The organism is Neptuniibacter sp. UBA6509 (genome assembly GCA_002435145.1).
GTDB lineage: Bacteria > Pseudomonadota > Gammaproteobacteria > Pseudomonadales > Balneatricaceae > Neptuniibacter.
The window spans coordinates 23696-39431 of sequence record DJLT01000110.1 but is presented as its reverse complement, the minus strand read 5'-3'; the positions used below and the strand labels follow the sequence as shown (position 1 = coordinate 39431).

At 42.9% G+C, this 15736-nt stretch carries 17 protein-coding genes; 12 read left to right on the top strand and 5 right to left on the bottom strand.

The features are described 5' to 3' along the window. Positions 1-13 precede the first annotated feature (13 nt). Genes B4K11_RS13735 through B4K11_RS13700 form a run of 8 tightly spaced genes read left to right on the top strand, consistent with a single transcriptional unit; the run spans position 14 to position 5289 of the window. Positions 14-172, top strand: a complete 159-nt coding sequence (locus tag B4K11_RS13735) for a DUF4845 domain-containing protein (protein WP_292959436.1) — start codon at positions 14-16, stop codon at positions 170-172. Next, on the top strand, positions 169-849 hold the full coding sequence (gene rnc / locus B4K11_RS13730) for a ribonuclease III (protein WP_292959435.1): 681 nt from the start codon (positions 169-171) through the stop codon (positions 847-849). The genes B4K11_RS13735 and rnc overlap by 4 nt, the downstream gene beginning before the upstream one ends. A gap of 2 nt (positions 850-851) precedes the next feature. After that, a complete protein-coding gene (era, locus tag B4K11_RS13725; protein WP_292950014.1) occupies positions 852-1793 on the top strand; it encodes a GTPase Era in 942 nt (313 codons plus the stop codon). Positions 1794-1799: 6 nt separating this feature from the next. After that, positions 1800-2492, top strand: coding sequence for a DNA repair protein RecO (recO, locus tag B4K11_RS13720; protein WP_292950012.1), 693 nt, complete (start codon positions 1800-1802; stop codon positions 2490-2492). Positions 2493-2505: 13 nt separating this feature from the next. Beyond that, positions 2506-3276, top strand: a complete 771-nt coding sequence (gene pdxJ / locus B4K11_RS13715) for a pyridoxine 5'-phosphate synthase (RefSeq protein ID WP_292950035.1) — start codon at positions 2506-2508, stop codon at positions 3274-3276. Further along, the gene (gene acpS, locus B4K11_RS13710; RefSeq protein WP_292950010.1) at positions 3273-3650 is read left to right on the top strand and encodes a holo-ACP synthase; all 378 of its coding nucleotides are present in this window, start codon (positions 3273-3275) and stop codon (positions 3648-3650) included. Before pdxJ ends, acpS begins: the two co-directional genes overlap by 4 nt. A 21-nt stretch (positions 3651-3671) precedes the next feature. Further along, positions 3672-4412: an SDR family NAD(P)-dependent oxidoreductase gene (locus B4K11_RS13705; RefSeq protein ID WP_292959434.1), complete on the top strand. Its 741-nt coding sequence runs from the start codon at positions 3672-3674 to the stop codon at positions 4410-4412. A 31-nt stretch (positions 4413-4443) separates the two neighbouring features. Further along, entirely contained in the window at positions 4444-5289 is an 846-nt protein-coding gene (locus B4K11_RS13700) for an amidohydrolase family protein (protein ID WP_292954567.1), read from the top strand. An 80-nt stretch (positions 5290-5369) separates the two neighbouring features. Here B4K11_RS13700 and B4K11_RS13695 read toward each other — a convergent pair whose 3' ends face one another. Both B4K11_RS13695 and B4K11_RS13690 read right to left on the bottom strand, forming a co-directional pair. Then, on the bottom strand, positions 5370-6545 hold the full coding sequence (locus B4K11_RS13695) for a mandelate racemase/muconate lactonizing enzyme family protein (RefSeq protein WP_292954564.1): 1176 nt from the start codon (positions 6543-6545) through the stop codon (positions 5370-5372). Between the two features lie 48 nt (positions 6546-6593). Further along, the gene (locus B4K11_RS13690) at positions 6594-7361 is read right to left on the bottom strand and encodes a class II aldolase/adducin family protein (RefSeq protein WP_292954561.1); all 768 of its coding nucleotides are present in this window, start codon (positions 7359-7361) and stop codon (positions 6594-6596) included. Positions 7362-7898: 537 nt separating this feature from the next. On the opposite strand from B4K11_RS13690, the gene B4K11_RS13685 reads away from it, so the two are divergent. Beyond that, positions 7899-9113 carry a bifunctional alpha/beta hydrolase/OsmC family protein gene (locus B4K11_RS13685; protein ID WP_292954558.1) on the top strand — a complete coding sequence of 405 codons (1215 nt, stop codon included), beginning with the start codon at positions 7899-7901 and terminating at the stop codon, positions 9111-9113. Positions 9114-9430: 317 nt separating this feature from the next. On the opposite strand, the gene B4K11_RS13680 is transcribed toward B4K11_RS13685, so the two are convergent. The 3 genes from B4K11_RS13680 to B4K11_RS13670 form a co-directional block, all read right to left on the bottom strand. Then, a complete protein-coding gene (locus tag B4K11_RS13680; RefSeq protein ID WP_292954555.1) occupies positions 9431-9691 on the bottom strand; it encodes a hypothetical protein in 261 nt (86 codons plus the stop codon). A gap of 58 nt (positions 9692-9749) precedes the next feature. Further along, positions 9750-10514 carry an AraC family transcriptional regulator gene (locus B4K11_RS13675; protein ID WP_292959433.1) on the bottom strand — a complete coding sequence of 255 codons (765 nt, stop codon included), beginning with the start codon at positions 10512-10514 and terminating at the stop codon, positions 9750-9752. A gap of 169 nt (positions 10515-10683) precedes the next feature. Next, complete coding sequence (locus tag B4K11_RS13670) at positions 10684-11292, bottom strand: LysE family translocator (protein WP_292954549.1); 609 nt, start codon at positions 11290-11292, stop codon at positions 10684-10686. 231 nt (positions 11293-11523) lie between these two features. Between B4K11_RS13670 and B4K11_RS13665 the strand changes: the two genes are divergently transcribed. From B4K11_RS13665 to relA, 3 genes are all read left to right on the top strand, one after another. Further along, positions 11524-12069 carry an AAA family ATPase gene (locus B4K11_RS13665; protein ID WP_292954546.1) on the top strand — a complete coding sequence of 182 codons (546 nt, stop codon included), beginning with the start codon at positions 11524-11526 and terminating at the stop codon, positions 12067-12069. 200 nt (positions 12070-12269) lie between these two features. Continuing rightward, positions 12270-13166: a cysteine synthase CysM gene (gene cysM, locus B4K11_RS13660; protein ID WP_292954543.1), complete on the top strand. Its 897-nt coding sequence runs from the start codon at positions 12270-12272 to the stop codon at positions 13164-13166. A gap of 289 nt (positions 13167-13455) precedes the next feature. Beyond that, positions 13456-15723 carry a GTP diphosphokinase gene (gene relA, locus B4K11_RS13655; RefSeq protein ID WP_292954540.1) on the top strand — a complete coding sequence of 756 codons (2268 nt, stop codon included), beginning with the start codon at positions 13456-13458 and terminating at the stop codon, positions 15721-15723. The last annotated feature ends 13 nt before the right edge of the window (positions 15724-15736 follow it).

Here is a 15736-nt window from a genome sequence, read left to right as displayed (position 1 = left end):
TAAAAAATTCCGTATTAACCAAGTGAAACTCCCGCATAAGGATGCTTTGGTTATTAGGAAAGATAAGGGTGTTATCTATTTCACCCTAGATTATGAAATACGTGTACCCATGTTTTATAACGTGGATGCAATGGTTAAATTTGAAAAGCAATATGAAGCAATAGCACCTTGATAAAACCAGCATCTGAATTATCCCGTCGTATAGGCCATAGCTTTGGCGATATGTCACTCTTTGAATTGGCATTGACACACCGAAGCTGTGGTAAAAAGAATAATGAACGCCTAGAGTTTTTAGGTGATTCCATTCTTAATTTTGTCATCGCTGATGACCTTTTTGCCCGCTTCCCAAAAGCAAAAGAGGGTGAGCTGAGCCGTTTACGTGCTCGAATGGTCAAAGGTGTTACTTTGTCTGAAGTAGCTCGTGAATTAGGTCTAGGTGATTACCTGCGTTTAGGTAGCGGCGAGCTTAAAAGCGGCGGTTATCGAAGAGATTCCATTTTAGCTGACGCGGTTGAAGCTATTATTGGTGCTATCTATCTTGATACCGATATGGATACGGCCCGCGGGTTTATTCTATCTTGGTTTAAAGAGCGTTTAGACAAATTAGATCTCAATGAATCAATGAAGGATTCAAAAACTCGCTTGCAAGAGTTTTTGCAATCTCGTCGCTTGGCTCTTCCCGAATATGAATTGATGAATGTAGAGGGTGAGGCACATGATCAAACCTTCTATATAGATTGTCGTGTTGAAGGCTTGAAGAAAGCTGAGAAAGGTATTGGTAGTAGCCGACGTCAAGCTGAGCAAGAAGCAGCAAAAAATGCACTTATCGCCCTACAGGTGGAGAAATAGAAATGGCTGAAGATCTAATGCACCTGTTGTCCGAACAGCCTCAGAATCCCAACCAGCGTTGTGGGTTTGTGGCAATTGTTGGGCGACCAAATGTTGGCAAGTCTACGTTGATGAACCACATATTGGGGCAGAAACTGAGTATAACGTCACGTAAACCTCAAACAACGCGACATCAGATCATGGGTATCAAAACAGAAGGCGATCTCCAGATTGTCTATGTTGATACACCGGGTTTACATAAAGACGAAGGTAAGAAAGCGCTTAACCGCTATATGAATAAAGCCGCTTCTGATGCGTTGCGTGATGTTGATTTAGTTGTATTTATTGTGGACCGCACAGCATGGACTGAAGAAGATCAATTGGTTCTTGATAAAGTTAAGAATGTTCGTTGCCCAGTTATCCTAGCAGTGAATAAAATTGATCAGTTAAAAGATAAAGCTTCTTTATTACCGCAGATGCAAACTCATGCCGGTCGTATGGATTTTGCTGAGATGGTCCCACTTTCAGCAAAAGATGGTCATAACGTAGAGCAGCTAGAAGAGCTTATCGCAAAGCATATGCCTAAAGGCATGCATCACTTCCCTGAAGACCAAGTAACAGATAAAAGCTCGCGCTTTATGGTTGCAGAAATGGTTCGAGAAAAGTTGATGCGTAATTTAGGGGATGAGATTCCTTACGGTACAACCGTTGAAATTGAGGAATTTAAGTACGCTAAGAATGGCGTACTTCATGTCAGTGCGCTGATTTTGGTTGAGCGTGATGGCCAAAAACGTATTGTTATTGGTGATAAAGGCTCAAGGATTAAAACGGTCGGCCGTGATTCGCGTATGGATATGGAGCGGATGTTCGATTGTAAAGTTATGCTTAACCTTTGGGTTAAAGTCCGTCGAGGTTGGGCTGATGATGAACGTGCTCTTCGTAGTTTAGGTTACGATAATACCTAATCGTCTATGGCTCAGATAGATCAGCAGGCGGCTTATGTTCTCCATAACCGCCCATATCGCGATACGAGTCTTATCGTTGATTTTTTTACCTTGGAGCATGGCAAAGTCCCCGCCGTTGTTAAAGGTGCGCGTCGCCCTAACTCTAAACTTCGTGCATCCGTTCAATCTTTTGTCCCGATTCAGATTGCTTGGCGCGGGCGCAATGAACTTAAAACCCTGACACAAGCTGAACCTGTTGCCGCGATGATGTTTCTTAAAGGTGATGGCTTAATGTGTGGCTTGTATGTCAATGAGCTGCTTTCGAGAACACTTCAGCCTTTTGATTCCCATCCCCAGCTATATGTTTATTATCAGTATGTCTTAAATGAGTTACTTTCTGGCGATGACATTCAAGGTGCATTGCGAACATTTGAGCATCGGTTGCTGGGGGAACTCGGTTATCTGCCTGATCTTGATAATAAATCCTCAGATTCTATTTACCTGTTAAATCCAGGGCAGGGCTTTGTTACTCTACAAGTAGCCCCAGCAGAGAAGCAAAAAGCTTTTTGTTTTTATGGCTGGCAGCTTGAAGCTATTGCTTCAGATAATTATAGCGATACACAGGTTAAGCGGGCTTCAAAACGCTTAATGCGTTTATTGATAGATCATTTATTAGGTTATAAACCTTTACGCAGTCGTGAACTGTTCCAGAAAATGTAAGGAGCTAAATGTGATAGAACCTTCTCGCCTGTTGCTAGGTGTAAATATTGACCATGTTGCGACGATTCGTCAGGCGCGTGGCACTCGCTATCCGGATACAGTACAAGCTGCTGCACTTGCTGAAGAGGCGGGGGCTGATGGCATTACTATACACCTACGCGAGGATCGTCGTCATATTCAAGATCGTGATGTCTTTTTGTTGAAAGAAACTTTACAGACACGCATGAACTTTGAAATGGCTGTGACCGATGAAATGATAGGAATAGCAGAGAAGGTGCAGCCTGCGCATTGCTGCTTAGTTCCTGAAAAAAGAGAAGAGTTAACAACCGAAGGTGGGTTAGATGTTGCAGGCCAAGAGCAGCGTATTAATGAAGCTTGTACTCGTTTGGCTAATGCCGGTATAGAGGTTTCTCTTTTTATTGATCCTGAAATCTCCCAGATTGATGCGACTCTTCGTTGTGGGGCGCCAGTTATTGAACTTCACACAGGGGCTTATGCAGAAGCCGAATCTTCCGAAGAGCAGATGGCGGAGCTTAAACGTATTCGTGAAGCTGCGAGCTATGCCTATAAAAAAGGTTTAGTTGTGAATGCTGGTCATGGTTTGAATTATCATAATGTTGAGCAAATCGCTGAAATTCCAGAGATGAATGAGCTTAATATTGGTCACGGTATTATTGCCCGCGCGTTGTTTGTTGGATTAAAAGAAGCTGTATCAGAGATGAAACAGCAGATGCTACAAACTCAGGCAAGAATACAATCATCACGTGATGCTTTGACAAAATGATTGTCGGTATTGGTACAGACATTTTGCAGATAAAGCGTATGCGCGAAGCTTGGGAACGAACGCCTAAGCTTGCGCAAAGGGTTTTAACGCCTAATGAATTAGATGACTGTACTAATACAACCGATCCTGCACTTTTCTTGGCTAAACGCTTTGCAGCAAAAGAAGCGGTTTCTAAAGCATTAGGGACAGGCATTGGTAGAGGTGTTAGTTGGCAGCATATTGAGATTTCTAGAGATGAAAACGGGCGCCCACTCGTTAAGCTCACAGCAGGGGCGGAAGAGCGAGCGAAGGCGCTAGCTATTCATAACTTACAGCTAAGCTATAGCGATGAGAAAGAGTATGTCGTTGCATTTGTTGTCGCGGAAGGCAGCTAGACTCAGCTTTAGGAGCGGTGAATGAATAAAGTGTGCGTTATAACAGGTGGTTCGGTCGGGATCGGTAAGGCTGTTGTTGAACAGTTTTTAGCTGATGGGTTTCACGTATACAACCTTGATTTAAATCCAAGTGATTTAGTACATGAGCGCAGTGAATTTATTCGTTGTGATGTTTCGGATGCTCACCAAGTGAATAATGCGATTCAATACGTCGTAGATATGTCCGAGCGAATTGATGTACTTGTCTCTAATGCGGGTGTTCACCTTTCAGCCAACATTGAAAATACTTCTGATGAAGATTTTGAACGTCTCATGAGTATTAATGTAAAAGGTGCATTTTATTTACTCAAGGCTGCTCTTCCTACAATGCGGGCTCAGGGCTCGGGTTCTGTTATTTTGGTTGGCTCAGACCAGTCTCTTGTCGGTAAAACGAACTCTTTTGCTTATAACATGAGTAAATCAGCTTTGGCTTCTATGGCAAAGACGACCGCGTTGGATTATGCCCAGTATGGTATTCGTGCAAATGCAGTCTGCCCTGGGACCATTGAAACCCCTCTTTATCATCAAGCTATTGATCGATATTGTGAAAAAAGCGGGGCAGATAGGGGGAAGGTTCATGCTGCGGAAGCGGCGTTACAACCTTTAGGTCGGATAGGGCAACCGGAAGAAGTTGCTGCACTCATTGCATTTTTGTCGAGTGAACAGGCTAAATTCATAACAGGAAGTTTACAGGTCATTGATGGCGGGTATACTGCACAATGATTCCTAAAAAGGGCTAGCGGAATAATTGTTCATGAGTCGAGTGATTGATCCACATATACACTTATTTAATTTGAAAGAAGGTCAATACACTTGGTTACAAGAGGGTAATGAACCTAACTGGCCTAATAAAGCGACTATTCACCGGGATTATATCGAGGGTGATCTTAAACTAAATCCGCCCGCCGCATTGGAAGGATTTGTTCATATTGAGGCTGGGTTTGATAATGATGAACCTTGGCGTGAACTAGCGTGGTTAGAAGAACACTGCCAATTGCCTTTCAAGAGCATTGCCTATGGAAATATTGAAGCGGAAACTTTCTCTGAGCAGTTAGAGGAGTTGTCTAAGTTTGGTTCGCTGGTGGGTATACGTTTCATTTTGGATCAAAATGCAGCCAACTTACTAAGTAATAGGATAGTTAAACAGAACTTATCTATGCTTGCGGATAAGGGGCTGTTATTTGAGGCTCAATTACCTTTATCTGATCCCCTAGCTGTGGATGCTCTCAGTAGCATAATGGCTGGACTACCTCAGCTCAAAGTTGTGATTAATCATACAGGCTCTCCGGACAAACTGTCTGAAAATTGGATGAATTCAATTATGCGTTTAGCGCATCATCCGGAATGTTTTATTAAATGTTCAGGTTGGGAGATGTTTAACCCTGATTGGGATACGCTCTCGATTAAGCCGATGATTAGCTTTGCTATCCGTCAGTTTGGTTTGGCGAGGGTGATGTTGGCGAGTAATTTCCCCGTTTCTGAACTCTCATGTAGTTATGCCGAGCTATGGCAGCGTTATCTTGAAGAGATGAAATGGAAAGGTTTTGAAAAAGATATGTTGGTGTATGAAAACGCTAAACGTATCTACCAATTTGATTAGATTGAATTAGCTCGTATTGAAAAGAAAAAGGCTCGGAGGGTAACCTCTGAGCCTTTTTTGATTCTGTTTATAATATGCTTTTACTTAACTTCAATTCTTGGTGAGCGCATGACGATTTCATCGTTTAGCTCTATACCAATACCCGGCGCTTCAGAAACTTGGAAGAATCCATCTACCGGTTGTGGATCTTGTATACATAACTCACGGTTCCACTTCTTAATCGCATATGTGTGATGTTCATGGATAAGGAAGTTAGGAATAGCTGTTTCTAAATGAAGTGATGCAGCTGTTGCTACAGGGCCGCCGCAGACATGTGCCTGGATACGAACATCATAAACATCCGCGTAATCACATACTTTCTTGGTTTCAGTAAATCCGCCACATAGACCTATATCAGGCTGAAGTACATCAAGGCTTTGGTCTTCAAGGTATGGACGTACACCCCAGCGGTTATAGAGTCTTTCACCACCGGCAATAGGCACATTTACTTTATCAGCTACACGTTTGTGCAGTTCCGAATTTAGATAATTAACAGGCTCCTCGAAGTACATGCAGCGTGCTTCTTCTACAATCTCACCTAACTGAATCGCTGTTGAGGCACCCGGCAAACTATGGCATTCAAAGATAATGTCACCATCTTCTCCCATGACATCTCTAATCGCCATCAAGCGATCACGGAACATTTTCATATCTTTGTTATTGAAAAGTTTAGTGCGATCGAAGAAGGTTTCACCGTTTGCGTCATACATGATGGGGTCAACTTTAACTGCATCGTAACCTTCAGCTAAAGCCTTCTCCGCTGCGCGGGCATAGTCTTCTGGGTCTGTGAGTGCTTTGAATTCATCATCCCAGTCAAATTGAAGTTGGCTAGCATAAGTGCGCAGCTTATCGTTAACTTTGCCGCCTAGAAGTTGGTAAACCGGCATGCCTAACGCTTTGCCTTTGATATCCCAAAGGGCCGTGTCAATTGCGCTCATTGCGGAATAGATAATCGGGCCGCCACCTAAGCCCCAAAAACTACCACGTAGCATTAGGCTCCAAAGATCTTCTGTTTGAAACGGATCGCGCCCGAGCAACATCTCTTCTGCAAACTCTTTAATCATATGTGCAGCTGCGCTGTGACCTAAATCATAAGCTAGGCCTGCTTCACCTACGCCGCTGATACCTTCATCCGTATGTACACGAACAAAGATAGGGTTCCACGCTGGGCGGTCTGGACAGTGAATATCAAAAATTTCTACGCGATTAATCTTCATTTTCTAACCTTTAATAACTAATACTTGAGCTGGTGGAATGTCAGTACTTTAAGATGCGAAACCAGGGTCAAGACGATATGCTTTACGTAACATTGCAGGCCAAGACTTTTGTCCACCTGTAGAGCCTGAGTGGACCACATTGGCTTGTTTTTTAATGCCTGCAACAATTTCAGGTGCCACAGGTATCGCTTCTGCACCTGTAGCTTGGATCAATAACTGTATTTCACATGCCCGTTGTAGGTCGTACATACGCATAAATGCATCGCCGACGCTTGGACCAACAGTGAGGGCTCCGTGATTAGGAAGTAGGAGGTGGTTATTTATTCCCATATCTTTTTGTAAGCGCTTTTTCTCTTCGCTATTGACTGCTAAACCTTCATAACCATGATGGCCTAAAGAGGAAAGGGAGAAGCATGAGTACTGAGATAAAGGCAGAAGACCTTCTTTAAGTGTTGATACCGCAATGGTTGCGTTGGTGTGTAGATGAACAACGCAGTGAGCATCATCTCGGGCTTCATGTACAGCGCTGTGAATAGTAAAACCAGCTGGGTTTATATCAAAAGGAGTATCGTCAAGAATATTACCCTCGAGATCTACTTTAACTAGATTTGAAGCTGTAACTTCATCAAAACTTAAACCAAATGCATTAACAAGATAATGATCTGTACCCGGCACTTTGGCTGAAATATGAGTATAGATTAAGTCTCCCCAGCCTAGATCTTCAACTAAGCGATAACAGGCGGCAAGATCTAAGCGAATTTTCCATTCATCTGGAGAAACCTTATCTTTAAGGTCTAATAGCGGTAAATCAAACATGGTATATCCTTTCGGTAGATCGTGTAGCGAATAGCTTTCTAAATCGCTGTAGTGCAGGCGTGAAATTATACGTTAATTATTCGTTAATAAAATTGTTATCTAGTAATTGCGGTAAAAGTAAATGAGATCTATTTACATTTGGTTTTTGTTAGTTAATAATGGTTCTCATTATTAACTAACGGACTGGAATATTATGAATATTCGAATTAAAAAGTCGGACTTAGAGTTTCCGCTTATCGTAGTGTTTAGTTCAGTTTTTCTCTCGCTTATGCTGCTTCCAATTTCGGGCTAGTCATGGGCTAGACATCTAGTAAAGGGTAGAAGAACATCCACTTTAGTTTGGTAATCGCTTTTCACAGCTCTATTCTGGTCATTTTGAAGGGCAAGCCGGAACGGCTTCCCCTTTTTTATTGCCACATCTTTTTTACTTGCCATAAATTCTGCCTATTTTCACTATAGCTATTTCTAAATAGCCTTTGTGAGGTAACTTACAGATACTGAAGCCAAGATATAGCATGGTTTATTGAGGGTATTAGCATGAGAACTGAGCGTTTAGAGTTTGAAGGTCATGATGGTTCAACGTTAGCGGCTAGGTTGGATATGCCTGTCGGTAAGCCCGCCGCATATGCACTGTTTGCACACTGCTTTACTTGTTCAAAAGATATTCCTGCGGCAAGGCGTATAGCTCAGCGATTAGCTTCTTTAGGGATTGCTGTGCTGCGGTTTGATTTCACGGGGCTTGGACATTCGGGAGGGGAGTTCTCTAATACAGGCTTCAGCTCAAATGTTGAGGACTTACTTCAGGCGGTTAGTTTTTTACGCGAGCGTTATGAAGCGCCGCAACTGTTGATTGGCCATTCGTTAGGTGGTGCGGCGATTTTGGCCGCAGCAATAAAGGTTCCTGAGGCTAAAGCGGTTGTTACATTAGGTGCACCTGCTGAGCCGGAGCATGTTCTGCATAACTTTGGACATCAAGTGAGTGAGATCTGTTCTGATGGGCAAGCGGAAGTGAATTTGGGCGGACGTGCTTTTACCATCAAGCGAAGTTTTGTCTCAGATATATCGCAAGTCTCTTTAGAGAAAAGTGTCAGTCATTTGAAAAAAGCATTGCTCGTTATGCATGCGCCTTTGGATGAAACGGTGGGTCTAGATAATGCGGCTAAACTGTTCCAAATGGCTAAACATCCGAAGAGTTTTGTCACGTTGGATAATGCGGATCATCTTCTTACTCGTGCTGAAGACGCAGAGTATGCTGCGGAGCTCATCTCTGCTTGGGTACAGCGATATATTGACGTTACGCTATTACCTAAGTTGATGAATGCGCCGGAAGGGATAACCCGGGTGAGCGAAGCGGATCCAGATAGTTTTACTCAAGATCTCAGTGCTGCGGGACATCATCTGATTGCCGATGAGCCTGCTTCTTATGGAGGGAGTTATTTAGGCCCAACGCCATACCAGCTTGTTGCAGCTGGATTAGGTGCTTGTACATCAATGACCATCCGGATGTATGCGCGCCAAAAAGAGATCCCTTTAGAGCATGTTCAAGTAGATGTTAGCCATGACAAAGTACATGCACAGGATTGCACAACGTGTGAACAAAGCAGTGGCAAGGTTGATCAGTTTATCCGGCAGATTACTTTGACAGGCGATCTAACCGAGGAACAGCGCAAGCGTTTGCACGGTATTGCGGATCGCTGTCCAGTACATAAAACCCTTGAAGGCGAGATTAATATCAAAACAGTTTTGATTTGATGGAATCGGTTAAGGGGATATATTTCCAGCGCAGGGTTTTACATTAAGATTGAATAATCAGGGTGAATTACCCTTGTTTTTGTGAATCATAAGGCTGATTATAATTTCAAAGTCAGCTACCTATTTAAACGGCCTTAAATAGTTTAAACACTGGTTATTCGTTGCTTTTGTTGTGTCTTGCTAGGGAAAGAGAATATGTTGTCGCACGAGTTAGACGTTCTTATTAAATCTGAAGTTCCTCTGATTGTGATTAATAGATACGTTTACATTAAATTGACCAGCAAACTGTGAAAGTTCTACCTCACGCTGTGAATACTCTACCCCAACCAGTGAATAATAAACTTCCATGCCTTTCCTAGCATCGCAGGGAAAAGGTGTGGAAATATCATAGCTACAGCCGCAAAGGCGCTCATAATTAGCCAAAAGCTACTGCTACCGATAAACGCATTAGGGGCTCCCCATAGCGCTAGCTCTTTATTTACTCCTAGCCAGATAATAATTGTTGTAGGTACAGCGAAGAACATCGCTGCTAAAAATCCCATCAGCCTAGCTTGAATAGGTCCTTCCTCTTTTTGCATTTGCATCCATTCCTTAGATTTATGGCTGAGTGACTGTGACAGCCACTGTGATAGTGAGTTAACGCTTAAAGAAAGATTGATACTGCTTCGGGGTGACCGCGACACGTTTTTTGAAATTACGCTGAAAGTGGCTTTGGTCGGAAAAGCCCAGTTGGAGTGCGGTATCGGATAAACTTTCTCCTTGCTGTAATAATGTTTTGGCTTTTTTGATACGTTGGTCAAGCTGATAAGCATGGGGAGATTGACCGTAGTGTTCTTTGAAACTACGGATCAGGTGGTAGCGGCTGAGTCCGGTTTCCTCGCTGAATTCATCCAGAGACCAATTGCAGTCGAGTTGGTCCATTATCAGTTCTTGGACCCGACGGATGTGGAAGTTATCGCGTGCCTGATGCTCGCCTGCGAGCTTAAAACCTTTAGCAAAATGGCTGCGTAAAAAATCAATTAATATCGTTTCAGCAGCTAGACGGTCATTGGGTTGCACTAGTAGTTCAAAAAGCTGGTCAAACTGGCGGAAGCTGGGACTGCTGGTATCGTATAAAGCAGGGAAGGGGATATAGTCCATTCCAGCACAGTTAAATAACTCGTGCTGTAGTTGAGCTATCCATGCGGTATCAACAAACAACATACGGTACGACCACTCACCAGCATTGGGGTTACATGAGTGGGCGTCTCCGGGATTAATTGTAACGGTTGTACCACGTGTAATGTGGTTGCGCTGATTCAGGTTATGATAATTGCCACTACCGGTATCGATAACACCAAAGGTAAATTCGTCGTGCGAATGGGTATGAAAGCAGGCTGTGGAACGGCTGGCCGAACGCATTTCAATAAAAGGCAGGCTTTCACTTCGAGTGAAAAATAAGGATTTATCTTGAACCACAATCCTTCCCCTTATTGAAATGCCTGATTAGAAATTTGCCAGTAGCAGCCTATAAATCGTAGACTGATATTGCTCTTTGTTAACAATAATCATATCAATCTGTGTTCTCAGTTTACACCTCAAATAAAATAGATAATACCGTTAGGCTGAGCAGGAATCCCATCACTCGGTTAAACAATATTTGTCGACGGGGTTGTGCTAATAATCCTTTAATGAGGTGCCCAATAACAGCCCATACACTGATACCTACAAAGCATGATACAAAAGAGATAAACGTATAGGCGAGCAGGTAAAAACTGGTAGTCGTTTCTGGCTGAGCCATAACAAACACGCTTACACCAGACATGGAGACTAGCCATGCTTTAGGGTTGAGGCCTTGGCATAACGCGCCGTGAATAAATATAGGAGGTGTTGAATCCTCAGCGATCTCATTGTTATCACTGCGTGCCGACGCAATCTTATAGGCCATATAAAGCAGAAAACCACTGCCTAAATATTTGAGTATTTCTGTGACTTGCGGTGTGTTAGAGAGTAATTGAGCTAAACCTGCGCCAACAATAAATACGATCAGCGTATAGGATATCGTTGCCCCTAGGATATGGGGCAGGGTGCGCACAAAACCAAAAGTAGCTCCGGAGCTTGTGGCAATTATATTGACAGGTCCCGGTGTAATCGCCCCAATAAGTGCAAAAATAGACATAGAGAGTAAAACGGTAATCATAGTGCTGCCTTTTTCAGTAGCGCAATGTTGCTTTTGAGTACTATGTCAGAATAGATTTGAAGGTTATTGAACAAAATTGCGCAGACTTTTGGGATGTAGGGTATTTCGCTTTAGCTGTTTACTTGGCTGACAGTTGTGGGGGGAGGTCACTTGATTTTTTAATTTATAGAACCTGTTAGCAGGTTAAAAGCAGCTTTTTCTGGGGTTCTGTTGAGAACAAGGAGGTGGTTTATGCGGAAGGTGGATTACTTAAGTAAAGATTATGGTCGTTTGCTTGAGCAGGTTTATTTAATGAATGCTAAAGGAACAGATTCCATTATCGTCATTAATGGAGGGAAGAGTGACCACCAAGCGGTACTTAGTGATATTGAATTAGCTGCTAAAACCTCTATGCATCAAGTTAGAGAGCATAACTTATCCACTACTTTTCTAGCGGATTTTTTTACTGAGAGAAAGCGTAGACGCGATGCAGATAACAGTAAAAGTGGCAAAAACAGTGGTAGGGAAAGTGATGATATATTGTTGTTTGATGAGGCCGATGCTCTTTTCGGTCAACGCACAGATGTGTACGATGCCCACGATCGGTATGCAAATTTAGAAGTATCTTACCTTATAGAAAGACTAGAGCAGCATCACGGTGTTGTTGTGTTCACCACGACCCAAGCAATTGATAAGCATTCGAGCTTGTTAACTAAAGCAGATACGGTGGTTTGCTTTCCAAAAACTAAAACAGCGCTTAGACGTTGGCGGTCAAACTTGATTACTTTCTTTAGATAGTTGGATAGTGTGGGTGTTCTCTCTTAAGGTGCTTTCTTAAAAGCATATATCTTTAGATATTTTCTTTCTAATAACATAAAAGCGGGTTTCTTGAGCTTTCAGGGAACCAACGGTAGAATTCCGGGTCTTCCTAAAGGGTATAAAAGCTTAATTTCTTATAGCTTATAGTTAGTACCCTTTTCTTACATTGCGAGTATTTTATGGACGTTCAGTTTCCTACTATTGAAGATTATGTTGGCAAAACCCCATTAGTGCGTTTACAGCGTATTGGCCAGGGTAATGGCAATGTGATTCTGTGTAAATTAGAGGGAAACAACCCAGCAGGTTCTGTTAAAGATCGTCCTGCATTAAGCATGATTCAACATGCGGAAGAGCGTGGGCAGATCAAACCCGGTGATACGTTGATCGAAGCGACTTCTGGTAATACGGGTATTGCGTTAGCTATGGCTGCGGCAATTAAGGGTTATAAGATGAAATTGATTATGCCTGATAATGCCAGTGAGGAGCGCAAGGCCTCCATGACAGCTTATGGAGCCGAGTTAATTCCAGTGACTAAAGAGGAAGGAATGGAAGGTGCACGCGATCTTGCTTTAGAGATGCAGGCTCGTGGTGAAGGTATTGTATTAGATCAGTTTTCAAATATGGATAACCCCGAGGCGCATTATCAAGGTACAGGCCCTGAGTTGTGGCAACAAACCCAGGGGAAAATTACTCACTTTGTGAGCTCTATGGGAACGACAGGCACTATTATGGGGACTTCACGCTTCTTAAAGGAGCAGAATCCAGATGTTCAGATCGTAGGGCTTCAGCCAAGTGAAGGTGCGCAGATTCCTGGTATTCGTCGTTGGCCTCAAGAGTATTTGCCTAAGATTTTTGATCAAACTCGTGTCGATCAAGTGCTCGATATAGCCCAAGAGGAAGCTGAGGAAACAATGAAAGCGCTTGCTCAAAAGGAGGGTATTTTCTGTGGAGTTTCCTCCGGTGGTTCAGTCGCAGGGGCTCTGCGCTTGGCGGAGACATTAGAGAACGCGGTGATTGTTTGTATTATCTGTGATCGTGGCGACCGATATTTGTCGACGGGTGTCTTTAACGCTTAAGGTCTGATTTGATTGAGAAGCCCCATAGGGGCTTTTTTTTCATCGGTAATAAATTTGGGTATGGATTATGCAGTGTTAAATTTTTTAATTGTGGCTCTGTACTTAATTACACACCCTCATTAAAGAGTCGGAATGGTGTTTTTACTGTATTAGGAATAGAATAACGCGCCGCAGGACTGGGTTGAATAAAAAGGAATTGCCCATATCTTCTTGTGTAATAACAATAATAATGAATGAAAGTGGTAAGGCGTAAAAATGGGAGTAATATTTTTCATGGCAAATCTTCACCGTGGTTAAAGTTCGCCAGGATCAGCCTATCCGAGATGATGGGAGCGTTGATTTAGATGTTTGGCTCGAGCACCTTCAAGATTTAACTGACATTGATGATATAGATGCGATTCGCCGTGCTTGTGAAATGGCAAATCAAGCGCAGAATAATTGTGATGAGTCCGTCGATGTTTGGTCTGAGAATACGAATGGTAGTTTCCGCATAGGTCTTGAGATGGCACAAATCCTTGCCGATCTTCATCAAGACCAAGAATCACTTATGGCTGCCATTCTCTATCGTGTTGTTCGTGAACGTAAGTTACCAATCGAACGCGTTCGTAAACAGTTTGGTAAATCCATCGCCCAGTTAATTATGGGCGTGATCCAGATGGCTGCAATCGGTAGCCGCAAAAACCCTCGCATTGATGAAAGTGTTTTGGGTAGTGATACTGCCCAGATGGATAATATCCGTAAAATGCTGGTGGCAATGATTGACGATGTGCGGGTTGCATTAATTAAAATTGCAGAGCGTACATGCGCCATTCGAGGTGTTAAAGATGGCTCTAGGCGTAAACGCTATCTTGTTGCACGTGAAGTCTTTGATATCTATGCGCCACTTGCTCACCGTTTAGGCATTGGGCATATAAAATGGGAACTTGAGGATTTATCGTTTCGCTACCTCAAACCTAATGATTATAAAGATATTGCGCAATTGCTAGATGAAAAGCGACTCGATCGTCAGGATTATATTGATCAAGTTGTAGTGCGTTTAGAAAGTGAATTAGAAAGCGTTAACATCGATGGTGAAGTAAACGGGCGCGCTAAGCATATCTACAGTATTTGGCGCAAAATGCAGCGCAAAAATATTGAATTTAGCCAAGTTTATGATGTTAGAGCGGTCAGAATATTGGTGCCGAAAAGTCGTGATTGCTATGCGGTACTCGGGATCGTACATAGTCTTTGGCGCAATATCCCCCATGAGTTTGATGATTATATAGCCTCGCCAAAGCAGAATGGCTATCGCTCATTGCATACGGCTGTTTTTGGCCCTGATGGCAAAGTGCTAGAGATCCAAATACGTACCTATGATATGCATGAAGAGGCCGAACTTGGAGTTTGTGCACATCATTTATACAAAGGAACGGATGACTCTAAGCGTAACAGTGACGCGTATGAAGATAAGATCGCTTGGTTACGACAGGTACTTGAGTGGCATGATGACTTAGGAGAAAGTGAAGGTTTTGGTGAAATGCTCCGCGGCGATGTGGTGCAAGATCGCTTGTATATTTTCACACCTGATGGTCATGTTATTGATATGCCAAAAGGTGCTACCCCGGTAGATTTCGCTTACCGTGTTCATACCGAAATTGGACATCGTTGTCGTGGTGCAAAAATCAATGGGCGTATTGTGCCACTTAATAGGCGCTTACAGACGGGTGATCAAGTTGAGATCATGACGGGTAGTGAAGAACGCCCACGACGTGATTGGTTGAATATGAACTTAGGGTTTGTAACGACACCCCGTGCGCGAGCAAAAGTAGCGCATTGGTTCAAATTCCAGGCTAAAGAGCAAAATGCTGATGCTGGACGCACGATTGTAACGAAAGAGTTCAAGCGTTTGGCTATCGATTTCGAAGAGTTAGATTTATCCAGAATTTGTGATGAAGTTAACTACAAGAATATCGAGGATATGTATGCAGCGTTAGGTGCAGGTGATTTACGGTTATCGCAAATTATTAATTCTGCTCAGAAACAAATATTGGAAGATGAAGCAGAGGAGCAGCTGGACCTTGCGTTACCTCAAACTATTGAACATGATTCAGACGCTCAAGGGTTAAGTATCAGAGGTGTTGGTAATCTCCTATCTACCATGGCAAGTTGTTGTAAACCGGTGCTAGGTGATCCTATTTCTGGTTATATAACACAAGGCAGGGGTGTATCTGTACACCGTGAAGATTGCACTAATCTTATTCAACTTCAGGAGAAAGAGCCTGAGAGAATTATTGATGTAGATTGGGGTGAATCTGATCAAACAACTTATCCTGTAGATATCTTTATCGAGGCGTTTGACCGTTCCGGGCTATTGCGCGATGTGATGCTGATTATGGCTGCTGAAGATGTAAATATTATTGCAGCAAATACACTCTCAGATAAGCGTGAAAATATGGCGCGCTTGATCTTAACGGTTGAAATTTCAAGTCTAGACCTTTTAGGTAGAGTTATGGATAAGGTGAATCAGATTTCAAATGTTATGCAGGTCTATCGTCAGCGTAGTGGGCCGAATGCCTAGCATGCTCGGTTTT

What these genes read in the sequence shown, in the direction of transcription:
- B4K11_RS13690 (WP_292954561.1), bottom strand. Translation starts at nt 7,361, where the DNA reads ATGTTTGATTTACCGCTATTAGACCTTAAAGATAAGGTTTCTCCAGAT.
- recO (WP_292950012.1), top strand. Translation starts at nt 1,800, where the DNA reads ATGGCTCAGATAGATCAGCAGGCGGCTTATGTTCTCCATAACCGCCCA.
- B4K11_RS13700 (WP_292954567.1), top strand. Translation starts at nt 4,444, where the DNA reads ATGAGTCGAGTGATTGATCCACATATACACTTATTTAATTTGAAAGAA.
- B4K11_RS13675 (WP_292959433.1), bottom strand. Translation starts at nt 10,514, where the DNA reads ATGCGTTCGGCCAGCCGTTCCACAGCCTGCTTTCATACCCATTCGCAC.
- B4K11_RS13705 (WP_292959434.1), top strand. Translation starts at nt 3,672, where the DNA reads ATGAATAAAGTGTGCGTTATAACAGGTGGTTCGGTCGGGATCGGTAAG.
- B4K11_RS13685 (WP_292954558.1), top strand. Translation starts at nt 7,899, where the DNA reads ATGAGAACTGAGCGTTTAGAGTTTGAAGGTCATGATGGTTCAACGTTA.
- B4K11_RS13680 (WP_292954555.1), bottom strand. Translation starts at nt 9,691, where the DNA reads ATGCAAAAAGAGGAAGGACCTATTCAAGCTAGGCTGATGGGATTTTTA.
- cysM (WP_292954543.1), top strand. Translation starts at nt 12,270, where the DNA reads ATGGACGTTCAGTTTCCTACTATTGAAGATTATGTTGGCAAAACCCCA.
- B4K11_RS13670 (WP_292954549.1), bottom strand. Translation starts at nt 11,292, where the DNA reads ATGATTACCGTTTTACTCTCTATGTCTATTTTTGCACTTATTGGGGCG.
- era (WP_292950014.1), top strand. Translation starts at nt 852, where the DNA reads ATGGCTGAAGATCTAATGCACCTGTTGTCCGAACAGCCTCAGAATCCC.
- acpS (WP_292950010.1), top strand. Translation starts at nt 3,273, where the DNA reads ATGATTGTCGGTATTGGTACAGACATTTTGCAGATAAAGCGTATGCGC.
- B4K11_RS13665 (WP_292954546.1), top strand. Translation starts at nt 11,524, where the DNA reads ATGCGGAAGGTGGATTACTTAAGTAAAGATTATGGTCGTTTGCTTGAG.
- B4K11_RS13695 (WP_292954564.1), bottom strand. Translation starts at nt 6,545, where the DNA reads ATGAAGATTAATCGCGTAGAAATTTTTGATATTCACTGTCCAGACCGC.